Below are 20,410 nucleotides of genomic sequence, written 5' to 3' on the forward strand. Positions count from 1 at the left end.
ATGTATTAAACCTATTTTCTGTAATTAATTTAGCGAGGGAACTCAACTGGACCAGGAATTCTATCGCCTAGCGTCTGACTAACAATAGACTCAGCTTCTGCATGGCCTTTAGCAAAGGCCTCTTCCTGACTCATTGCTGGAGAATAAGGTGACGCTTTGGGAACACCATTTTGACCCCGTTTGAGATAAAGTGTCTGGGTCGGGAAAGCAAACTCGATTTCCATCTGGCGCGCCAACCTGAGTACATCTAATAGAAAGCGATGCCGCTCCCGTAGCTCTGTATTCCAGTCCGGAGTAGCCCAGAACACATATAACAAAATATCTAATGAGTCCGCACCATAATCGTTAAAATAGACTTGGTAGTTATCTTTACGCATGTAGGGATGTAACTGAATAATACGGCGGATACCTTCACAAAAACCTTCGATTTTTTCTGGCGGCGTATCGTAAGTCACGGCCAGTTTTGTCAGCATACGACGATAGCGACGCGCGCCCATATTATCAATCTTGGTGGTCGTTAAAATGGAATTAGGCATGGTGACTAGAGAGTTATAAAACGTGCGGATGCGTGTACTACGAAAACCGACCTCTTCCACCATACCTTCGATATCACCAATGACAACCCAGTCACCGATATGAAAAGGACGATCCATCAATACGGTGAGTGAACCAAAGAAATTGCCCAATAAATCTTTAGCGGCTAAGGCAAAAGCTAAACCACCGAGACCAAGCCCCGCTAATAAACTGGTGACATCAATATTCAGATTATCGGCAGCAAAGACGATTCCCATCACCACCACAAACACCTTCATGCTCTTAGTGATCATAGGCACTAATAAGTCATCGTATTTGGTCTGTGTTTTGCTGACTCGGGCGGTCCAATAGGCATTAAAAATATCCACCAGACGGAAAGCACTCCAAATGCCTGAGATAGAAACCAATAACTTCACCGCAACCAGCAAAATCAGCAACGCCGTATCAGGTAAACCCAGTAAATTCAGACCTGACCACCACATCAAAGCCATAGCCATTAAACCTAATGGACGAAGCACATCATCATCTAGTTCGGTATACAGAGCATGATTATGTTTGCGACGTTTGATATGGAGTTTTAATAAAAAGGCGAGTGTTTTATCGGCGATTGAACCAATAACAATAATCAGAAATAAACCTACCCATTGCCAGTATTCTAATAAAAATCCAGATTTCAAAAATTCGGGTATGTCTGATCGTAATCTGACGCTGATAGGCAATGACACTTTTTCTGCAGACTTTTTAACCAGATCTTTGTTATCACTCAGTTCATTGAAAATATCAGGAATAGCTTCAACTGATTCTGGGCTGAATAACCAGTCCCCTTGCTCATCAGCCTGTAGCACGATATCACCACTATCGGTTTGCAAGTAGGTGTATTGTTTTATTTTAGGATTTTGTGGAATCTCACTGAGTTTCGGCATCTTGGCGATTTGCATAATGGTATACAACAACCGGGCAGTTTCGCGGCCGCGCTCTGTTCGTATCAGTGGACTAACGGCAGATAAATCAAATGTCGAAACAGCTTGTTCAATGGCACTATTGTCACCATTGGCCACCTTATCCATTGCTTTGATAAAGTGTTTTACCGTGATTCTGGGCTGTGTCAGATTAAGTTTTTCAACTGGGGGCTCGACTGATTTTTCCTGAGTGCTTGCACTCTGCATCCCAACAATAGCCGCAGGATTGATTCCCCCACCCGCTTGCACTGACAAGCTTAATATCATCAAAAAGAAAAACAGTAACCTCGTTGTCATGTGAGATTTAACTCCATCTCTGGGTCAGGCGCGTAATCCATGACTGTTTGAACCGCTTGTTTCCATTCAGCACTTTGTTGTAACTCATGACGCGGTGTAGCGTGTCGACCATGCAAACGCATCAAACGTGCATTTCTCAATGGATCGGTACTGACTTTTAAACCATCAATCACCTGTTCGACACTGCCTGGATTATTACATACCAGCACCATGTCACAGCCGGCGGATAAAGCGGCTTCAGCTCGCTCTAGTGGGCCGCCCATAATAGCCGCCCCTTCCATGCTCAGATCGTCGCTCAAAATGGCACCTTGAAATTGCAACTTACCGCGCAACATTTCCTGTAACCAAAACGGTGAAAAACAAGCTGGTAGTTTGTCATTATTTTCGTAAACAATGTGGGCTGGCATAATGCCCGCCAGCTCTGTCTGGCACAAACGCGTGAACGGCAACATATCGGCTTGAAGCATATCTTCCAGATGACGGCTATCCACAGGTAACCCCAGATGTGAGTCAACTTCTACTGCGCCATGGCCTGGAAAATGTTTTCCTACTGCTGACATCCAGGCTCGTTTCATGCCCTGAATATAAGCACGAGCGATGTCTGTGACGGCTAACGGATCGCGATGAAATGAGCGATCACCAATCACCTGACTGACACCATAATCCAAGTCCAATACTGGCGCGAAACTAAAATCGACACCGACGGCTCTTAATTCCGCCGCCATTAACCAACCGCTTTGTTCTGCTCTTTCCAACGTCAATTTTGGATGCTGATGATATTCCTTACCAATCGCTGCGACAGGCGGTAAACGACTAAAGCCTTTTCTAAACCGCTGTACTCGGCCACCTTCGTGATCCACGGAAATCAACAGATGCGGCTGCCTCAATTGATGAATCTCGTTACATAAACGGGTAATTTGCTCTACCGACTCGAAATTACGACTGAATAAAATCACCCCACCGACCAAGGGATGTTTGAGAATCTCTTTTTCTGTCTCGCTCAGCTCGGTAGCGAGCAAATCGACCATCAATGGGCCTAATGCCATAGTGATTTAACCTTATTCGTGAATCCAGACTTTAAGACCGGCATCTACCCGATCAAACAACGTCACTACATCCTGATTACGCATACGCACACAACCATGAGAGAGCGCTTCACCCATAGGCAGTTCATCAGGACAACCATGGATATAAATATATCGGCGCATTGTATCAACATTTCCCAGTCGGTTTTTGCCGACTTCCAGCCCGCTAAGCCAAAGAATTCGGGTCAGAATCCAGTCACGATTAGGAAATTGCACTTTTAGTGCATCACTAAAAATCTCAGCGGTGGGGCGGCGTCCAACAAAAACGCTATTGATAGGCTGATTATTGCCAATTTTTGCACGAATTTTATGCCAGCCTCGTGGTGTACAACCGCTACCATTCTGCTCACCAGGCCCATTAAGCGCTGTAGACACTGGTGCATCAAACAAAACATCATCAGCCTGGCGCAGCCAGCAATGTTGCTGTGTCAGTGAAATATCTAGCCAGACTTCATTATTATCAATCACGTCGATTTTATTCATTGGCTGATGTTTGCTGTTCACTGTGAGGCAATAAGTGAGCCTCATCTTCTTCCTCTATGGCTTCAACAATCATAGTCAGCGGTTCAGTCTCATAATCACGTTCAATCGTTTCTAATTGTGGCAACGATTTACTGACCTTCGTGGATAACTGACCAAAACGATCGACTTTGCCATAAAGCCCTTGTTTGCCCGCGACACCTTTGATGACCTGATTATATTGATTACTGACAGTGCCCAAGGTATTACCTAGTTTTTGCAAACGCTCGGCAACAATCGCAACCTGATTATAAATATCACCTGCTTTTTCACTGATTTCGCGTGCTTCAGCATTACTTCGCTCCATCATCCACAGATTCGATACCGTTCTAAGAATCGGTATCAATGTGGTGTGAGACACCAGAACAATGCCTTTTTTATAGCCATACTCAAACAGATCTTTGTTATTTTTTAATGCCTCGATATAGGCCGGTTCAATCGGCATAAACATCAATACAAAGCTGGGACTACGCATGCCGACCACATTGGTGTAATCCTTTGAAGCCAAATCATCAATATGCTTACGCACCGCTCTGACATGGTCAGCCATCGCCACCGTGTAGGCCTCTGGTGTTTCTGCTGACACAGCCCGGTCATAGGCATTCAAGGACACTTTGCTATCAATAATGATGTGTTTATTGTCAGGCAGTTTAATCAGATAGTCGGTTTGTTTCTGTTTACCTTCGTTATCTTTAAACGCCGTCTGCACTTCAAAATGGGCATCTTCAATCAGGCCACTCATTTCCAGTGTACGTCTGAGTTGTGCTTCACCCCAGACACCGCGTTGCTGGGAGTCACCTTTTAAAGCAGAAGTCAGGTTGTGCGCGTCTTCACTCATTTTCAGGCCGATATCCAATACCTTTTTGATCTCGGCATTCAGATTGGTATTGCCTTTAATCGAGGCGTCATGGACTTCGTTGATACGTTTTTGAAACCCTTCAATTTGCTCACGAAACGGTTTCAGTAATACATCAATACTGGACTTGCTGGTATCGGTAAATGTTTTGCCTTTTTCTTCAAAAATCTTATTGGCAAGATTCTCAAATTCTTTGGTCATGGCCTGTTTGGTTTCAGCCAATTGCGCCATTTGTTCTTTGAAATGCTCTTCCCTTCTCTCCAGTGTCGTTTTTAACTCGGTATGTTGATTGGACAGTGAATGATAGGCTTGTTGTAACTCTTGAAACGCGTCCAACTGCTGCTGCAGCTCTGTCTTTTTATCGGTGAATTGTTGTTGTAAAGACTGGTTATTAGCCTGAGCAGTTTCAAAGTGTTTTTCTGCCTGATGTAACTGTTGTTTTGTCTGCTCAAGACTTTGATTTAACTGCTGAACCTGCTGTTTATATTCAGCTACTGTCTCAGTCAAGCGTGACTCGGTCGAGAACGCCGTTTGTAACTGTTGCTCCTGTCGGCTGTGACTAAGTTGTAACTCATATAATTGCGATTGCAAGGCGGTTAATTTGCGACTATGACGCAAGGCAAATAACAAATACGCCAGTGCAGCAGAAACACAGCCAACAATCACTAATAAACCAATAAGTTGATCGGGTGACAGACTTTCTAGCATTGTGATTCCTGCTGGTTAGAGGGTGATTTATCAACCTTCCATATGACGGCTGAATAAGCCTTACAAGATAACAAAGCCAGCGTAGAAATGCGATATTAGCTAGTGTTTATGTGCAGCCCTTTTGACGCCCCATACGGTGATAACTCGACTCAGCATAAGTGGAAACAAGCTCAGCAAAGCAAGCCATAAAAATACATCATGATGATGCTGTTTAGGCACACGTTCTTCCACAATCAATGGTTGTGATTGCTGTTTATGAATTTCATCGATGGCTTGTGCAAATTCATCTAAAGAACCAGCTTCAAAAGCCTGATACGGCACGCCCAGAGTTTTGAATGTCTTATGCAATTTCCGCTCAGGCATATCAATCCACAGCAGGCTATCATTATTGCTTGGTTCCAAAGTCATTCCTCGCATCGAACGCAGATAAATCCAATATAAGTTCAGGCGCATTTTCTTAAAAACCTTCTGCAGATACTGTTTCTGTTCCGTCGATAAAATCTGGCCACCATCGGAAATGAGCAGAATATTTCGTGAACCCCGGTAAGGTTGGTCTTTATACATATTCACGGCCAGACTCAGTGCTTTAAAAATATCGGTTTGAGATAATCCTCTTCCAAGCCCACCGGCATTGATAGTCGCCAGCACAGCATCTTTGTTATAGGTGAGCTTCAATATTTCCGTTGATTTGGTGCTAAAAAATACATAGCCAAAACGATCATCCGGACGGCGTTTCACAAATTCAGCCAAATAATCGCGCGATACTTCGCGTTTGCTTTTTTTAACGCCGGTATAGCGTTGTAAGGTATTGCGTGGCGGACGGGCAAATTGGTCGTCCATGCTGCGGCTGCGGTCTAATAAAATGACAAACTCGGCTCCCTGACGGCTACGCTCAACGGTCTGTTCAGGAATATACGGATCTGCCAGCGTTAAAAGCAGACAAATCATCACGATAGAAGTGGCTAACTTGCTGAGTATGAAAAGAATGCCTGACAAGTTGTCTTTCGGTATAAAACCTTGCCAGGCTATTTTTTTTGTTGTGTTTTGAGAAAGCCACGGCAACAAAGCCAATGGCATTCCGTAGAAAAAAATGGGATGAGCCCAACTCAGCTCAAACACTATGCACTCCGATACACTCAGGTATGGATATCCTCAGATAGCAAAGACAATCCATGTCAGACACTTTTTCATTTCCGTTATCTGTTAGTCGTCTATTCGTACAAACCACCTGTAAGGTAAAAATACCAATAAAATTAGCAATAATGCTGCCCCGGAAAACCAGGCATATAAATCGTAATCAATGGTTTGCTCACGGGTATTAGACTCATCACGAATAGTGTCTACCAAATCAACCGGATCATTAGGGGAAGACACAAAAGCAAAGCCGACACGATTCGCCAATGTGGCTAAATGTGATTTTTTCTGTGATGATAAATGCTCAGTTCTGGGTTTATTCACCTGCACATCTTTATCTGCCCGCATGGAAGCATAAACATCTTCATGCATGACTTCATTCACACCCCAGACACCTTCAATCACGCCCTTATCATTGGTTTTAGGTATAGGCAGTAATTCATCTCCCCCCACACCAACAAGAATCCCGTGAACTTCACCTGGCGTACCAGCAAATTTAGGGAATAAGGTCGGGTTAATCGGCGGTGACTCATGGCCATCCGTTAGCATGACAATCGTCGGTTTTGGTTCAATCTGTTTGGCCTGACGAATCGCCGTATAGACCGCTTTTGACACTTCACTAGAACGTGCCCATGCCATATAGGGGTCGACTTGCTCCAACATCTGGGTCAGATCATGATAAGAAGAACACACTTCTACCGGGTTCATCAGAATCAAACTTCTGGCTTCACTGAAAATGGCGAGCCCGGCATGAGCGCCACATGGCATTTCTAACAATGTCCTGCGAGTAAACTCTTTGGCCCAAGCCAGGCGACTGACTTTTTCACCATCAATTTCAGCGTCTTTGACGTTCATACTGTCAGTGATATCAAGGACAAAAATAGCATCCATGATTTTGACATCACGCTTGACCAGTGGGAACCATAAAGCCGCCATCACTAAAATTAATGCTGTCACCATGATAATCGCGGTCAGCAAAATACGTTTTTGGTAACTCAATCTCATGGAAGATCTACCTTGAACGCTTTACTCTCAATAGAACGCTGACTACTGATGATGTTTTTCTCAAAATCAGGATTCACATCTGGATCTTCAGGTACAGCCCGTAAAGCCACTTCCAGATTATAGCGGGCATCCCACATATCAGGATTGATAGCCAGAGCACTACGAAAATCCTGCTTCGCCAATTCAATTAATGGTAATTGACGGGCATCTGCCTGAGTCATTTCCAGTGCTGTACGGAGGTTGATATTGCCGCGATTGTAATAAGCGAGCGTCATTAGTTCTTTAGGCGCATCACCTAAAGCAATGGTTAACTGATCCAGTGCCAACTCATGTTTTTCCTGCTTTTCAAAGTCAGCTGCTTTGGCAAAATGCGCGCGAGGATCATCAGGTACGTCTTCACTACTGGACGGTGAAGCAATGTATCGTTCAATTTGTATTTCCTGCCACAATTTAAAGCCAAGATAACTCGCCGAAGCAGCACTACAAATAATCAATAAAATCAGCACAAAACGTAATGTTTGTAATTTTTTATTCATGGGCTTTTTTCACTCCCCACCATGTGTATAAATGTGAACTTGCCAGTAACAACATTGCTAACATCGCCAACCAGAGAAAAACATCTTCCTTGGGTTCATGAGGCAGTGTTTCTTCCACAATCAGAGTTTGATAGTGGCGTCTGTCGATTTCGGCTAAGGCGTCAGCAAAGCTCTGTAAAGAACCGGCTTCGAACGCACGATATGGCACACCTATAGATTTAAAGAATGTATGTAATTTCCGTTCCGGAATATCCACCCATAACAAGTTGTCATTATCACTTGCTTCGAGTGTCATCTCCTGTCTGGACTTGAGATATATCCAGTAGATAGTCAGATTCATTTCACGGTAAATTTTGGCAATTTTCTCTTTTGCCTCATCCGTTAATATCTGACCACCATCAGACACCAATAAAACAATCCGCGAACCACGATAAGGCTGGCCTTCAAACATCTTGGCACTACTGAGCAGCGCCTCGGCCATATTGGTATCGGATAAACCTTTACCCAAGGCATTGGCATTAATGGTTGCCAATACAGCCTCTTTGTCATAAGTCAGCGGTAAAAGATTGATAGCTTTGGTACTGAAAAACACAAAACCAAAACGATCATCCGGACGATTTTTGACAAACTCGGTTAAATAATCACGGGCGACATTACGCTTGGAGTTATCGCCTCCCACACTCACCGAAGCCGCCTGTGTTTTAACGGCAAAAGGATCATCCATACTACGGCTGCGATCCAACAACAGAACAATCTCAGCCCCTTCACCGACACGCTCCCTTTTTTGTTCTGGCAGGCTTGGTGCAGCCAGAGCAATAATCAGACAGGCAATGGCTAGTGAAGACAGTGTTTTTAGTGTGAGATTGATGACTCGTGATAATGGGTCAACTGGCACAAGATTCACCCACGCCACCGTTTTGTCGAGGTTATGATTGAACCAGGGTAATAATGCCAATGGCAGTAAAAGTAATAGCCATGCATGACCCCATTCAAAGCCAGCTAGCATCATGCCATTTTCTCCTTAGCACGACATTTTTTAGCCAGCTCGAGTGATTCTGAAAAACTTTTTTGTTCCATCGGTTCGCGACTAAAAAAGTGACTTGCCGATTGCTGATAAAAGCTTTCAATGTCTGCAGCTAAGGGTTCCAGCCAAGGACATTCTGCCCAAAGAAGTGGCAGATCATTTTTGACAAGCACACGTCCGGCACAACGATTAAATGCATGGTGTAAGTGACGACTGGCTTCATCGGCATTTTTGCGACCGAGAAAACGCATCTTATTAAGCTCAAACACCGCCGTTGCAAAAGGCAGACGATGGCGAGGACGTAAACCAAAGTGCCAGGCCAGCCAGATCAGAATGGATAACAGCAAGACAGCGATGGCAATCCACAAGTTTGTCAGCAGCTGCTGATGACTCTGTGCAGGTAACACCGCATCGGCTCGCGGCTGATGTTTGCTACCTTCCGCATTGGGTAGAAACGAGCCCAACTCGATTGTCGCTGCAGGAATCGTTAAAAACTGCCCATCCTGTGTACGCAATTCCAGTTCAGGTGTTTTTACATCGCGGGTATGAGCAGGCACGTTAATGATCTGAAACGTCAATGACATAACAGAACCTTCTGACTCACGCTTTAATAATTGAACCCAAGGTCCATAACGTTTATCAACTTGAGGCAGAGAGTGTTCCTCAAGTTGACTGCTATCAACAGGTAAATTGACCGTTGCATGAATTTGGTCACCGACCAGTAATCCCCAGCTACGATCAAAACGAATAGTGACATCCTCCGCATACACGTTAGTTGTCACCAGAGTGAATAAAAACAGAGCAAATAATCGCATTGTCTGCATTCCTATGAGTTTTTCATGGCGTAAAAATATTCGGTCAACTGCTGTGGTGTGATATCACCCTCAACATAAAGCGGTCTGATGCGATAACGCATAAAACAGGCTGAAAGTTGAGAAAAATGATCCTCCATCTGCTGTTGCCAACGCTTCTTAATACTGGGTCGCATCCACACGCTGTGCCGTTGTCCCGTCTCTGCATCTCGCGTTTCAGCCCAACCTGCTTGAGACGGAAAATGATCAACATCATCATGTCGCCATACAATCGGTATCACCGTGTATTGAGATAATTTGCGCAGACTTTGTTCTAACAAACTGAGATCAAAACAGAAATCAGAGGCGAGAAAGATCATGGCCCGTTTACTGTTAATCAGATCTGTTGCCTGTGTCAGTCCAGCCGCACCCGCTGCTTTTGGTTTAGCAGCGCCCATCAACCGTTCAGCTGCAAACGCGGGCATACTGCGTTGCCTGGTGGGCATAATGGTCATGTCCTGACGCCATTCACTATCAAAGGCGGTCATGGCAAAACGATCACCAATACCAATCGCACTATGGGCAATCATATGGGCCAACTTAGCCAATCGTTCATGATTAACACTGGATACGGTCATAGATTGACTGATATCTGACATTAACCACAGCGTGACGGAAGCACGTTGTTGATAACGTTTTACCAACCAGCGCTGCTGACTCTGCTGTGTGACATCCGCTGCCTGCTGACGCAAGCTGGCACGAATGTCCAGGCGCCGTGGGTCAGGGTAATCAAACAAGTCAGCAAACCCAGCAAAACGATCACCACTACCTAATGCTGTGCCGCTGTGAGCACCAGGCACATGGCTGAACACTTTATCTGGAAAACGATAAACAAACTCCTGCTGAGGCAGGTTTCTGGTAGCCATACGACTTAAGGTGTCGCAATATGATCGCGGAGTGCTCGAACAAATTGCGGCATAATTTGTTCACGTCGACCTTCATATACTGGTGAAAGGAAAACGCGGTGCGTCATCGATGGTAATAAAACAGTATGAATATCATCCGGTAAAACATGATCTCTGCCATCAAGCCAGGCCGCTACTTTCGCCGCTCTGACCATGGCTGACATACCCCGTACGCTGGCGCCAGCCACCACCAGATCTTCCACGTAAATATCAGGCATCTCGATACCTAACTCATGCGGTGTCCAGCTGGCATCCCATAATCGCACCACATAATTCTCAATTTCCGGTGATACAAAAATAGCGCGTTGAATATCATGATCCAGTGCATTTAATTGCTGGTAATCCAGTAATGGTTCACCAATGGTACTCAATAGCTGATCAACATCATGGAAGGCGGGATCAAAAATAAGCTGGCGACGAATCGCATCGTCTGTTGGGCGGCTGATATTAATTTCGAATAAGAAACGATCTCGTGCTGCTGCACTGAGTTCAAAGGTTTCTTCTTTTTCAACGGCATTACGATCAGCAAAAACCACCATATGCGGGAAACGATATTCTTTACCAAAGGCTTCAACACTGCGTTCTGCCATCGCACGCAGTAACAAAGACTGCACCTGAGGACGGGCACGGTTAATTTCATTAAAGAAAAAGACGGCTGTATCTTCACCGTGATTAATCAGCGGACCAGGATCAATCACGGGTTTGCCATCGGCATTAACCCAGGCACTATAGAGCAGGTCATTAGGCATCAAGTCCACACTACCCTCGATACGGCCAAAGGCACCGCCCAATGCTTTTGAAAAGGTACGCAGTAAAGTGGTTTTACCGACCCCAACACCACCTTCCAGTAACACGTGGCCACGAGCATGTAAGGCAATCAAAATCAGTCGAACTGCTTCTTTTTGACCAACGACTACCTTGTTAACAACATCTTCTAATTCCAGCGCATGTTGTCTCGCTGTTTGTAAAAGCTGAGATTCAGCCATTTTCTCTCCCCTTATTGGTTTTTTGTTTTGTTACTTTAGCAAGTCCATTTACAAAAAGTCATTGTGAATCAAAAATTAATCTATTTAATTTCTCATTCAGACCGCTTCGTTATACATATAAAAACGAATGCGTTTAGATACGAACCATGTTCAATCAATGAATGCTATTAGAACTGTATCCTAATCTGTGTTCAGCCGAAATATGCCTAGTATCATCGGGCAAATTTCCCGATGCCTGAAACAGCACTTTGCAGATGTCAGGATTACTCCTAGACTAGTTCTATCTTTATATTAGTGAAAAACAGATGAATCTACAGCTCCAACTCTTTGTGCGAATTTTGATTATCGCGATCATCTGTATTATTGGCAGTACCTGGTATGTCTTATATCAAACTAATCAGCAGGCATTGAGTGAGGCCGAGTCGACTGCAACCCGGATAGAGCATCAAATCAGACAGCAACTGTTACAAATGTTTCAACGTTATGACTTTTCTCAGTCTTTTCCTGATATTGGTTTGTGGCAAAAAATTGAAAGTGTGCCCGGTTCATGTACTCAGTTTTTATCACGTACGCAAAGCCGTCAGCGTAGTTTATGCAACGCCACACAAACATCGAATAAAAATTATCCCATTTGGTTCGGGCATTTTTATGCACAGTTTTTTAACCCCGGTGTGGAAGTGAAACGTTCTGTCAGCTTTAACGCAATAAAGTACGGCACGATACTGGTGACCCTAAATGTCGATATTGAAACAGCCCGTGCCTGGCATAATTTACAAGCCGCACTCGGCGTTCTGGTAGTGACCATCCTGGCTTTATGTTGTCTGGTGTTTATCACCATCAATCGTATGTTAAAACCGGCAAAAGATATCGTTAGCGGCTTGGAAAAAATGCGGGCCGGTGATTTATCTGTGCGCTTACCAGATTTTGATATCGCTGAATGGAAACGCACCAGCCATGCTATCAATGCGTTGGTCAGTACTCAGCAAAATATTCTGGCAGAAAACAAACAGCTGTCTATTAAGATTATGAACACGCAGGAAGAAGAGCATCGTTATATTTCGCGTGAGTTACATGATGAGTTTGGCCAGTGTCTTGCCGGCATCAATGCGGTCACCACATCCGTATCACAAACAGCAAAATCATCCTGTCCAGAATTGGTTGATGAAATACAGTCCATTCGGCACATTACTGCACATATGATGAGTGCACTACGTGATTTGTTAACGCGTTTACGGCCAGCCGAACTGGATGAACTTGGGCTAGAAACCAGTTTGAAACAACTCATAAAAAGCTGGAATCAACGTAGTTCAGGGAAAACCAACTACGTACTATCACTCAGTGGCAGCATTAATGACTTACCAGAGACTTTGGCCGTGCATGTTTATAGAATCGTGCAGGAATGCCTGACGAATATTGCCAAACATGCCAGTGCTGAACATGCTGACGTTGTCTTGGATATTCAAAATGGCACACTTTTGTCATTGATCATTAAAGATGATGGTATCGCTGATTTAAGTGCCTTTTCCACTAGTAATGGTCTGGGCTTACTCGGTATCCATGAACGTGTAGCCGCGTTGGGTGGTGATCTCAGCCTGGATACACAAACCAATGGTGGCCTTGTGGTTACCATTATCTTGCCTATGAATCCTAAAACGGAAGCCAAACTATGAGCAACTCTATCCGAATCATGTTAGTTGACGATCACGCTATCGTCAGGGAAGGCTATCGTGCTCTATTACAAAAACAGGCCAATTTTGAAGTGATTGCTGAAGCGTGTGACGGTGCCGAGGCCTATTCTCTGTATAAAGAACATCGTCCTGATGTAGTGGTGATGGATATTTCCCTGCCCGGTCAAAGTGGTCTGAAAGCCATTGAACGGATTCGACAGTTTGATAATCAGGCGAAAGTCCTGGTATTTAGCATGCACCAAAATCCCAGCTTTGCCCTGCAAGCCACTCGAGCTGGTGCGCTAGGTTATATTACTAAAAGCAGTGATCCGGAAGTTTTGATTCGTGCCATCGTGCAGATAAGCAATAATAAACATACTTTAAGTGCCGATATCGCTCAGGCGCTGGCAATGGAAAAATTAGGACAAGATCAATCAGCCATTGATGAACTGACCGTTAGAGAGTTTGAAATATTACGACTTCTGCTCGAGGCTAAATCAAGTCAGGAAATAGCTGACTTATTGAACATCAGCCCAAAAACGGTAGCCAACTCACACTACATCATTAAAAAGAAATTAGGGGTCAACAGCGATATTGAACTGACTCGCCTCGCCATAAAAATGAACCTCGTCAACCTGCTTGAGCTGGTTGACGAGGCAACATAATCAGATGATTATCTAATCAATAAGCTATTAACGTGTGTATTGGTAGATAAAAGGTTCACTTCCATCCATGAAATACAGACATTGAAAGCTGTCTTCTTTGATATTGATCATTTCACACACCAGTGTTTCTTTAGTCGCTTCCTGCTGCCACTCATCCTGGCAAGAATCACGGTATTGTGGTGCAGAGATATCAGTTAGCGTAAGTGTTCTGCCATTTTTTTCCCATTGGTAGTTAGATTTGTAAAGATCACAGCTTGCTGCATCATTGCTTTCCTTATAACTACCCGTGCCGTCCTCATTCCATTGCTCAGCACCATCTGATACCCAGTGACAGGTATCATCCAGATAAGCGGTTTTCCACTGGCCAGTGATATCGATATCGCTTGTTTTCAACTGTGGTTTGTTGAGGATCATGCTACCGTCAAGGCTCAAACCACGCTGCTCGACTGCAGTTTGATAACTTAATTGCATTTCCGTACCACGCAATGTGTCCAGTGTAGAGTATATTTCCATACACCCTTCCATACTGGTTCCTGGCAATGCACTAAAGTCAGTCTTTTCAATAAGCTCAACCAATTTTGTGTAGTTCATGCTTGAACCGAAGCCTAGCGCATTTGGGCTTAGGTCTTCAGAACTGATTGCTGCGACAGCTTGTTTCCCTTTCTCGCCACTATAAACAACCACATGTGAGCCTTTAATAGCCGCATAAACCGGGAAGTCCACGGGTAATGGCAGATCTAAAGTCACCTCACTACCATCATCTGGAATACGGATACTGGCCAATTCAGGCACCATTTGTAATAACGATAAAATCCCGGTTGGATTGCTCGTTTCAACACTAAATAAAAAATCGAGTCTCAGAGGAAGCTCACTTTCAGCATCCAGTTCTAAATCAAATAATGATAGACCCACGCCTTTGATACCCTGGGCCATCCCAGTAAATGCACCTAAGACCATCGGACTCATTTGTTTAGACTTAAGTTGGGCTTCTTGCAAATCTGGACAACTAAAATCAGCGTTGGTAAATGCCGTCCATAACTTGGTAACGCCAGGCGTTAAGTTATCCATATCGAGAGCCAGTCCCAGACTGGTAATCTTATCGCCTGGATTGCCCACATGATTTGGGATATGTCCTTGTAGACTTTCCAGAACATTGATAACCATCTCATTGTTTATCTCTAATAGAGCATTTACTTTAGCAATGAGTTGATTACCCTTCACTTCCATATCGTTATAGCCCATCAGTACCCGTGGTGCCTGACTAACCAGTTTTAATGTGTCGGCCTGGCATAGTTGAGCATCTGGATCATTTAGTGATTTTTTGGCTAATGGCGTATCAGAAAAATAGCGTTTGAAATCTTGTGAAGCCCTTGAGTTGTCGGCAGTGAACAGGCCTTTTAGTAATTTTTCAATATCAAACATAAACACCAAATCGTCGGTGTAATCCTGCTGCTCACGAATATCCGCTAAGGTTTCCTCAAAAGAAACAGGTACGGGTTTCTGGGCGAGACGCTCATCAATGTCTGTTTCCGTATCTTTGGCTGTAATCATGGTCACAATAGCGGAAGAATCAGTTGTGGCTAGAATTAATTGCAGATCATTTTTATCAATCACCCAACTTAAAACCGATTGCTGAGCTAAGGTTTTTTCTTGATAATTCACGCCCGCTTTTTCTGAGATGGTTTTAAACAGATTAACGATTTTTTGTTTATCCGCTATGGGCATATTAATGACAGGGACCAAACCGTGTAAGTAAACCGCATAGTCACCTTCATAAGCTAAACCAAAATAGTCACTAAACGCACCATAAGTGCCATCTGTCTTTTCAGTGTAGTCGGTCAATAAAGCGTTTAGAAATTTTGCGGCAGGTGTATCAGCCGTGAGGAGTTCTGACTGAATTTCATTTAAAGCACGTTTTTCTGATGGAGAAAAACCTAAAATTGGCGAGTCTACAAAAAAATCAGCTAACGACTTGCTCGTCGTCCCACCCATATAAAATGCTGTGTCATCAGGTACATACTGCACAATCGCTGATGTCGAAGAATGCTGTTGTTTGTATTTCCAAACACCTAATCCAGCAATAATAATAAGGGCTAACACAAAAAATACTTTTTTCATTACACCTCCCTGTCCTATTCAAAAAAGCTAACATGGTGCAACAAAACAACATCAAACAAAAACCGTTTTTGCAAAAACGTTAAGTACTTTGCAAAAAAAAGCCTGCTGACATTCATCAGCAGGCTTTTATTCTTGAAACAGACAGGATTAAGTCCTAGGCTGCTTCACTTTTGTCGTCAAAGTCATTACGAATCAGGTAATCGAATGCCCCTAGTGCAGCTCGAGCACCATCCCCCATTGCCATAATGATCTGCTTGTATGGAATGGTCGTCACATCACCTGCGGCAAACACGCCGGGTAATGAGGTTTGGCCATGGTTATCAATTTCAATCTCACCAAATTTACTGAGTTCGATAGTGCCTTTTAACCAATCAGTATTCGGTATCAAACCAATCTGAACAAACACGGCATTTAATTGAACCGTATGTTTCTGCTCAGTGGCTCTATCGATATAAACCAATCCATTCACCTTGCCATCATCACCAGTAATTTCTGTTGTTTGGGCACCGGTAATAACTTCAACATTATCAAGCGAGAACAACTTTTTCTGTAGCACGGCATCAGCACGTAACTCACCATTAAACTCAAGCAATGTCACATGACCAACAATACCCGCCAAATCAATCGCCGCTTCCACACCTGAGTTACCACCACCAATCACAGCAACAGGTTTACCTTTAAATAAAGGACCATCGCAGTGAGGACAGTAAGCCACACCATGACCACGGTATTCCTTCTCACCGGGTACGCCCAGTTCACGCCAACGAGCACCTGTCGCTAAGATAACGGCTTTACTAGACAGTATCGCTCCACTTTCCAGCTCAACATCAATCATCTTGCCATTCTTTTTCAGACCTTTTGCCCGCTGAAGATTCATCACGTCCACTTCATATTCTTTGACGTGTTCTTCTAAAGCCGCTACTAACTTAGGTCCTTCCGTTTCTTTGACAGAAATGAAGTTCTCAATCGCCATAGTATCCATTACCTGGCCACCAAAACGTTCAGCCACGATACCTGTGCGGATCCCTTTACGTGCAGCATAAATAGAGGCTGATGCACCGGCAGGGCCACCACCGACAATCAGTACATCAAAGTCTTGTTTCGCACTGATTTTTTCTGCCTCGCGTTTAACCGCACCCTTGTCTAATTTGGCAATAATTTCAGGCAGACTCATACGGCCTGAACCAAAATTTTCACCATTTAAATAGACAGTAGGCACCGCCATAATTTTTCGCTGATCCACTTCTTCCTGGTATAACGCACCGTCAATCATGGTGTGCGAAATATCTGGGTTATGAACTGCCATCACATTTAATGCCTGCACCACTTCCGGGCAGTTTTGGCATGAAAGCGAAATATACGTTTCAAAGTGATATTCCCCTTCCAGCCCTTTAATCTGGTCGATCACTTCCTGATCGAGTTTTGTTGGATGCCCACCGACATGTAGCAGAGCCAACACCAGCGATGTAAATTCGTGGCCCATAGGAATACCGGCAAAACGAATTTTTTCCTGTCCATCGGGTTGTTTAATCTGAAACGACGGTTTACGTGAATCGCTATCAGCATCATCAATAAAGCTGATGTCTGCTGACATATCGGCGATTTCTTGCAATAGATCGCGCATTTCAGTCGCTTTAGCACTGTCATCTAATGCCGCAATTAATTCAATTGGGCGTTTGATGTTTTGCAGATAACCTTTCAGTTGTCCGGCGATATTTGCATCCAACATAATAATTTACCTTAATCTATAAGTAGTTTAGTGACGCTGCCCGGGCAAAGCCCGGACAGGTCGATATAGCCTGATTAGATTTTGCCAACCAAGTCTAATGATGGAGACAGAGTCTCTTCACCTGGCTGCCAAGAAGCAGGGCAAACTTCGCCATCGTGAGTTGCAACATATTGTGCAGCTTGTACACGGCGAACTAAGTCTTTGGCATTACGGCCGATACCCAGGTCGTTAATTTCAGCGGCTTTAATAACACCTTCAGGGTTAACAATGAATGTACCGCGAAGTGCCAGACCTTCTTCTTCAATCATCACTTCAAAGTTACGGCTGATAACACCTGTTGGGTCACCAATCATTGGGAACTTAATTTTTTTGATGGTTTCTGATGCATCGTGCCATGCTTTGTGAGTGAAGTGTGTGTCAGTTGAAACTGAGTAAACTTCTACACCCATTTCTTGCAGTTGAGCATAGTGATCAGCAACATCACCTAATTCTGTAGGACAGACGAAAGTGAAGTCAGCTGGGTAAAAAACGAAAACTGACCATTTACCTTTCAGGTCTTCACTTGAAACTTCGATGAATTCGCCATTGTGATAAGCATTCGCTTTAAATGGTTTGATTTCTGTATTAATCAGTGTAGACATTATTTGCTCCTTAAATTTTGCATTAGTGTCGTAAGTGACAGTTCGCATTGTAGTCGAGGTAGATAAATAGGTACAACGACTTAATTCTATTAGTATGATTGATAAAACCGATTAACCAATCGGAAAAATAAAAAAAGCCCTTGAAGTCAAACTCCAAGGGCTTTTTTATTATTATTTATCAATCTTAACGATTGCAAATATACATAGTAACTTCAAAGCCGAAACGCATATCTGAGTATTCTGGTTTAGTCCACATAATCAATTCCTCTTTTTAGGGTGCGTTGTTTCTAGGGGTAACAACGTGAGTACATAATAGTAAACCGCCTAAAAAGTCACATCAGCGTATTGCTTGATTCAACTCAGGATTATGCTTATCAAACGATAAAGCAGCTAAGGCTGACACGCTGCTGTCTGCAGAATATGGCTCAATAATCAGTTGGAACTCAGTTTATTCAAAATATTGCCTATAGCATCACATAACAAATGAAGATCAGATTCATCGATAATGTAAGGCGGCATAATATAAATCATGGTTCTGAATGGTCTGATCCAGACGCCCTGATCAATAATAAATCCGGGCAGCCAATCCATCGCTTCATCAAGAGGCTCATTCAATTCAACCACCCCTATCGCGCCCTTAACTCTGACATCTTTGACTAATTCATGATCACGATATTTTGTCAGCTCAGTGTTAAGCCTTTTCTCAATAGTTGATACCTGGGTCTGCCAATCACTCTCCAACAGCAAATCAATACTGGCAGCTGCCACACGGCAAGCCAGCGGATTCGCCATGAAGGTGGGCCCATGCATCAACACACCGGAACCATCTGCCGCAATACCATCAGCCACCTGCTGATTACACATCACCGCCGCCAGCGTCATATAACCACCGGTCAGAGCTTTACCCATACAAATAATATCCGGAACGATACCAGCCTGTTCGTAAGCAAACATGGAGCCCGTTCGACCAAAGCCAGTCGCAATCTCATCAAAAATCAACAGGATATTAAATTCATCACATAAAGCACGGATCTGACGAAGATACTCGGCACAATACACACGCATACCGCCCGCTCCTTGAACCAAAGGCTCGACGATAACAGCGGCTAATTCATGGTGATGTTTTTCCACCAATTGTTTGAAATCTTCGATATAGCTGTCCTGCCAATCAGCATCATCCCGACACTCTGGTGCAGCAGCAAACAAATGCTTCGGCAGCACTTTCTCAAACATCTTATGCATGCCATTAACCGGATCACAGACCGACATCGCGCCAAAGGTATCACCGTGATAGCCATTTCTAAACGTCAGCAGTCGATGTTTTTCGGCTTTGCCCTGAGCGAACCAGTATTGAATGGCCATCTTAATCGCCACTTCAACAGAGACAGAACCTGAGTCGGCTAAAAATACATACTGCAAACTGTCATCAGTAATCTCCACCAGCTTTCTGGCAAGATTGACTGCCGGTGCATGTGTCAGTCCCCCAAACATGACATGAGACATCGAGTCTATTTGCTGATGAGCGGCTTCATTAAGCTTCGGATGATTGTAGCCATGAATGGTTGACCACCAGGATGACATGCCATCAACCACTTCACGACCATCAGCCAGTCTTAATCTCACGCCTTTTGCTGACACAACCTCGTGTAATAGAGGCGGATTGGTCACGCTGGTATAAGGGTGCCAGATGTGAGCGGCATCAAATTCAAGGTTACTTAGTTCTGTCATGTTATTCACTAGATATTAACTGGCTCATACTGAGCTTTATTTAAATTCATGGTGCTAAAAACAATAATGCCCGCATTTAGCGGGCACTAGTGAGAATAAATATTATCGCTTATTTGGTGACACTGAAACTTTCACCACAGCCACACTCGGAAACCACATTAGGATTTCGGAATTTGAAGCTCTGGTTTAACCCTTCGCGAACAAAGTCGAGTTCCATACCATCGAGTATCGGCATGGCCTCTTCATTAATAACGACTTTGACATCACCCTGTTCAACAACGACATCGTCAGCAGACACGTCGTCTGCATAGTCAAGTGCGTAGCTGTAACCTGAACAACCACTTTTGACGACACCGATTCTTAAACCGACACCTGAAGCACGTTTGGTCATCATATCTCTGACACGGTTAATGGCAGATTCTGTCAATGTAATCATATTTTCACCTATATCACTCAGTGATTA

The 20,410-nt window shown here is 43.9% G+C and carries 19 protein-coding genes; 2 read left to right on the forward strand and 17 right to left on the reverse strand.

Annotated features, from left to right (window positions below; all coding sequences use genetic code 11):
- Positions 1-29: 29 nt before the first annotated feature.
- From AC13DA_RS13250 to AC13DA_RS13300, 11 genes are all read right to left on the reverse strand, one after another.
- Positions 30-1,790, reverse strand: coding sequence for a mechanosensitive ion channel family protein (locus AC13DA_RS13250; protein ID WP_284452089.1), 1,761 nt, complete (start codon positions 1,788-1,790; stop codon positions 30-32).
- A complete protein-coding gene (nagZ, locus tag AC13DA_RS13255; RefSeq protein ID WP_284452090.1) occupies positions 1,787-2,836 on the reverse strand; it encodes a beta-N-acetylhexosaminidase in 1,050 nt (349 codons plus the stop codon). Before nagZ ends, AC13DA_RS13250 begins: the two co-directional genes overlap by 4 nt.
- A 12-nt stretch (positions 2,837-2,848) precedes the next feature.
- The gene (locus tag AC13DA_RS13260) at positions 2,849-3,358 is read right to left on the reverse strand and encodes a L,D-transpeptidase (RefSeq protein WP_284452091.1); all 510 of its coding nucleotides are present in this window, start codon (positions 3,356-3,358) and stop codon (positions 2,849-2,851) included.
- A complete protein-coding gene (locus AC13DA_RS13265; RefSeq protein ID WP_284452092.1) occupies positions 3,351-4,958 on the reverse strand; it encodes a DNA recombination protein RmuC in 1,608 nt (535 codons plus the stop codon). Before AC13DA_RS13265 ends, AC13DA_RS13260 begins: the two co-directional genes overlap by 8 nt.
- Positions 4,959-5,057: 99 nt before the next feature.
- Positions 5,058-6,077: a vWA domain-containing protein gene (locus tag AC13DA_RS13270; protein ID WP_007145530.1), complete on the reverse strand. Its 1,020-nt coding sequence runs from the start codon at positions 6,075-6,077 to the stop codon at positions 5,058-5,060.
- A gap of 84 nt (positions 6,078-6,161) precedes the next feature.
- Positions 6,162-7,097 (reverse strand): VWA domain-containing protein, encoded by a 936-nt coding sequence (locus tag AC13DA_RS13275; protein WP_007145531.1) that lies wholly within the window; start codon positions 7,095-7,097, stop codon positions 6,162-6,164.
- Positions 7,094-7,633: a hypothetical protein gene (locus tag AC13DA_RS13280; protein WP_007145532.1), complete on the reverse strand. Its 540-nt coding sequence runs from the start codon at positions 7,631-7,633 to the stop codon at positions 7,094-7,096. Before AC13DA_RS13280 ends, AC13DA_RS13275 begins: the two co-directional genes overlap by 4 nt.
- On the reverse strand, positions 7,626-8,642 hold the full coding sequence (locus AC13DA_RS13285; RefSeq protein WP_007145533.1) for a vWA domain-containing protein: 1,017 nt from the start codon (positions 8,640-8,642) through the stop codon (positions 7,626-7,628). The genes AC13DA_RS13280 and AC13DA_RS13285 overlap by 8 nt, the downstream gene beginning before the upstream one ends.
- Positions 8,639-9,472 (reverse strand): hypothetical protein, encoded by an 834-nt coding sequence (locus tag AC13DA_RS13290; RefSeq protein ID WP_284452093.1) that lies wholly within the window; start codon positions 9,470-9,472, stop codon positions 8,639-8,641. Before AC13DA_RS13290 ends, AC13DA_RS13285 begins: the two co-directional genes overlap by 4 nt.
- Before the next feature lie 11 nt (positions 9,473-9,483).
- Positions 9,484-10,374: a DUF58 domain-containing protein gene (locus AC13DA_RS13295; protein WP_284452094.1), complete on the reverse strand. Its 891-nt coding sequence runs from the start codon at positions 10,372-10,374 to the stop codon at positions 9,484-9,486.
- A 5-nt stretch (positions 10,375-10,379) separates the two neighbouring features.
- The gene (locus AC13DA_RS13300; RefSeq protein ID WP_284452095.1) at positions 10,380-11,399 is read right to left on the reverse strand and encodes an AAA family ATPase; all 1,020 of its coding nucleotides are present in this window, start codon (positions 11,397-11,399) and stop codon (positions 10,380-10,382) included.
- Positions 11,400-11,704: 305 nt separating this feature from the next.
- Here AC13DA_RS13300 and AC13DA_RS13305 point away from each other — a divergent pair, with 305 nt between their 5' ends.
- Positions 11,705-13,069, forward strand: a complete 1,365-nt coding sequence (locus AC13DA_RS13305; protein WP_284452096.1) for a sensor histidine kinase — start codon at positions 11,705-11,707, stop codon at positions 13,067-13,069.
- On the forward strand, positions 13,066-13,731 hold the full coding sequence (locus AC13DA_RS13310) for a response regulator (RefSeq protein ID WP_284452097.1): 666 nt from the start codon (positions 13,066-13,068) through the stop codon (positions 13,729-13,731). The genes AC13DA_RS13305 and AC13DA_RS13310 overlap by 4 nt, the downstream gene beginning before the upstream one ends.
- Positions 13,732-13,758: 27 nt before the next feature.
- Here the strand turns inward: AC13DA_RS13310 and AC13DA_RS13315 are convergent, their stop codons facing one another.
- The 6 genes from AC13DA_RS13315 to AC13DA_RS13340 all read right to left on the reverse strand — a co-directional run bounded on the left by AC13DA_RS13315 (position 13,759) and on the right by AC13DA_RS13340 (position 20,383).
- On the reverse strand, positions 13,759-15,849 hold the full coding sequence (locus tag AC13DA_RS13315) for a hypothetical protein (protein ID WP_284452098.1): 2,091 nt from the start codon (positions 15,847-15,849) through the stop codon (positions 13,759-13,761).
- 154 nt (positions 15,850-16,003) lie between these two features.
- Positions 16,004-17,578: an alkyl hydroperoxide reductase subunit F gene (ahpF, locus tag AC13DA_RS13320; RefSeq protein WP_284452099.1), complete on the reverse strand. Its 1,575-nt coding sequence runs from the start codon at positions 17,576-17,578 to the stop codon at positions 16,004-16,006.
- Positions 17,579-17,652: 74 nt separating this feature from the next.
- Positions 17,653-18,219 carry an alkyl hydroperoxide reductase subunit C gene (ahpC, locus tag AC13DA_RS13325; RefSeq protein ID WP_007145541.1) on the reverse strand — a complete coding sequence of 189 codons (567 nt, stop codon included), beginning with the start codon at positions 18,217-18,219 and terminating at the stop codon, positions 17,653-17,655.
- Positions 18,220-18,403: 184 nt separating this feature from the next.
- The gene (pqqA, locus tag AC13DA_RS13330) at positions 18,404-18,475 is read right to left on the reverse strand and encodes a pyrroloquinoline quinone precursor peptide PqqA (protein WP_081443609.1); all 72 of its coding nucleotides are present in this window, start codon (positions 18,473-18,475) and stop codon (positions 18,404-18,406) included.
- Between the two features lie 176 nt (positions 18,476-18,651).
- Complete coding sequence (gene bioA, locus AC13DA_RS13335) at positions 18,652-19,947, reverse strand: adenosylmethionine--8-amino-7-oxononanoate transaminase (protein WP_284452100.1); 1,296 nt, start codon at positions 19,945-19,947, stop codon at positions 18,652-18,654.
- Between the two features lie 109 nt (positions 19,948-20,056).
- On the reverse strand, positions 20,057-20,383 hold the full coding sequence (locus tag AC13DA_RS13340; RefSeq protein WP_284452101.1) for a HesB/IscA family protein: 327 nt from the start codon (positions 20,381-20,383) through the stop codon (positions 20,057-20,059).
- Positions 20,384-20,410: the final 27 nt, after the last annotated feature.

Source organism: Methylophaga sp. F-2 (assembly GCF_056859315.1).

Bases quoted from the DNA above. Each gene is read 5' to 3' on its own strand.
- AC13DA_RS13250 (WP_284452089.1), bottom strand. From the start codon at position 1,790: ATGACAACGAGGTTACTGTTTTTCTTTTTGATGATATTAAGCTTGTCA.
- nagZ (WP_284452090.1), bottom strand. From the start codon at position 2,836: ATGGCATTAGGCCCATTGATGGTCGATTTGCTCGCTACCGAGCTGAGC.
- AC13DA_RS13260 (WP_284452091.1), bottom strand. From the start codon at position 3,358: ATGAATAAAATCGACGTGATTGATAATAATGAAGTCTGGCTAGATATT.
- AC13DA_RS13265 (WP_284452092.1), bottom strand. From the start codon at position 4,958: ATGCTAGAAAGTCTGTCACCCGATCAACTTATTGGTTTATTAGTGATT.
- AC13DA_RS13275 (WP_007145531.1), bottom strand. From the start codon at position 7,097: ATGAGATTGAGTTACCAAAAACGTATTTTGCTGACCGCGATTATCATG.
- AC13DA_RS13280 (WP_007145532.1), bottom strand. From the start codon at position 7,633: ATGAATAAAAAATTACAAACATTACGTTTTGTGCTGATTTTATTGATT.
- AC13DA_RS13285 (WP_007145533.1), bottom strand. From the start codon at position 8,642: ATGATGCTAGCTGGCTTTGAATGGGGTCATGCATGGCTATTACTTTTA.
- AC13DA_RS13290 (WP_284452093.1), bottom strand. From the start codon at position 9,472: ATGCGATTATTTGCTCTGTTTTTATTCACTCTGGTGACAACTAACGTG.
- AC13DA_RS13295 (WP_284452094.1), bottom strand. From the start codon at position 10,374: ATGGCTACCAGAAACCTGCCTCAGCAGGAGTTTGTTTATCGTTTTCCA.
- AC13DA_RS13300 (WP_284452095.1), bottom strand. From the start codon at position 11,399: ATGGCTGAATCTCAGCTTTTACAAACAGCGAGACAACATGCGCTGGAA.
- AC13DA_RS13305 (WP_284452096.1), top strand. From the start codon at position 11,705: ATGAATCTACAGCTCCAACTCTTTGTGCGAATTTTGATTATCGCGATC.
- AC13DA_RS13310 (WP_284452097.1), top strand. From the start codon at position 13,066: ATGAGCAACTCTATCCGAATCATGTTAGTTGACGATCACGCTATCGTC.
- AC13DA_RS13315 (WP_284452098.1), bottom strand. From the start codon at position 15,849: ATGAAAAAAGTATTTTTTGTGTTAGCCCTTATTATTATTGCTGGATTA.
- ahpF (WP_284452099.1), bottom strand. From the start codon at position 17,578: ATGTTGGATGCAAATATCGCCGGACAACTGAAAGGTTATCTGCAAAAC.
- ahpC (WP_007145541.1), bottom strand. From the start codon at position 18,219: ATGTCTACACTGATTAATACAGAAATCAAACCATTTAAAGCGAATGCT.
- bioA (WP_284452100.1), bottom strand. From the start codon at position 19,947: ATGACAGAACTAAGTAACCTTGAATTTGATGCCGCTCACATCTGGCAC.
- AC13DA_RS13340 (WP_284452101.1), bottom strand. From the start codon at position 20,383: ATGATTACATTGACAGAATCTGCCATTAACCGTGTCAGAGATATGATG.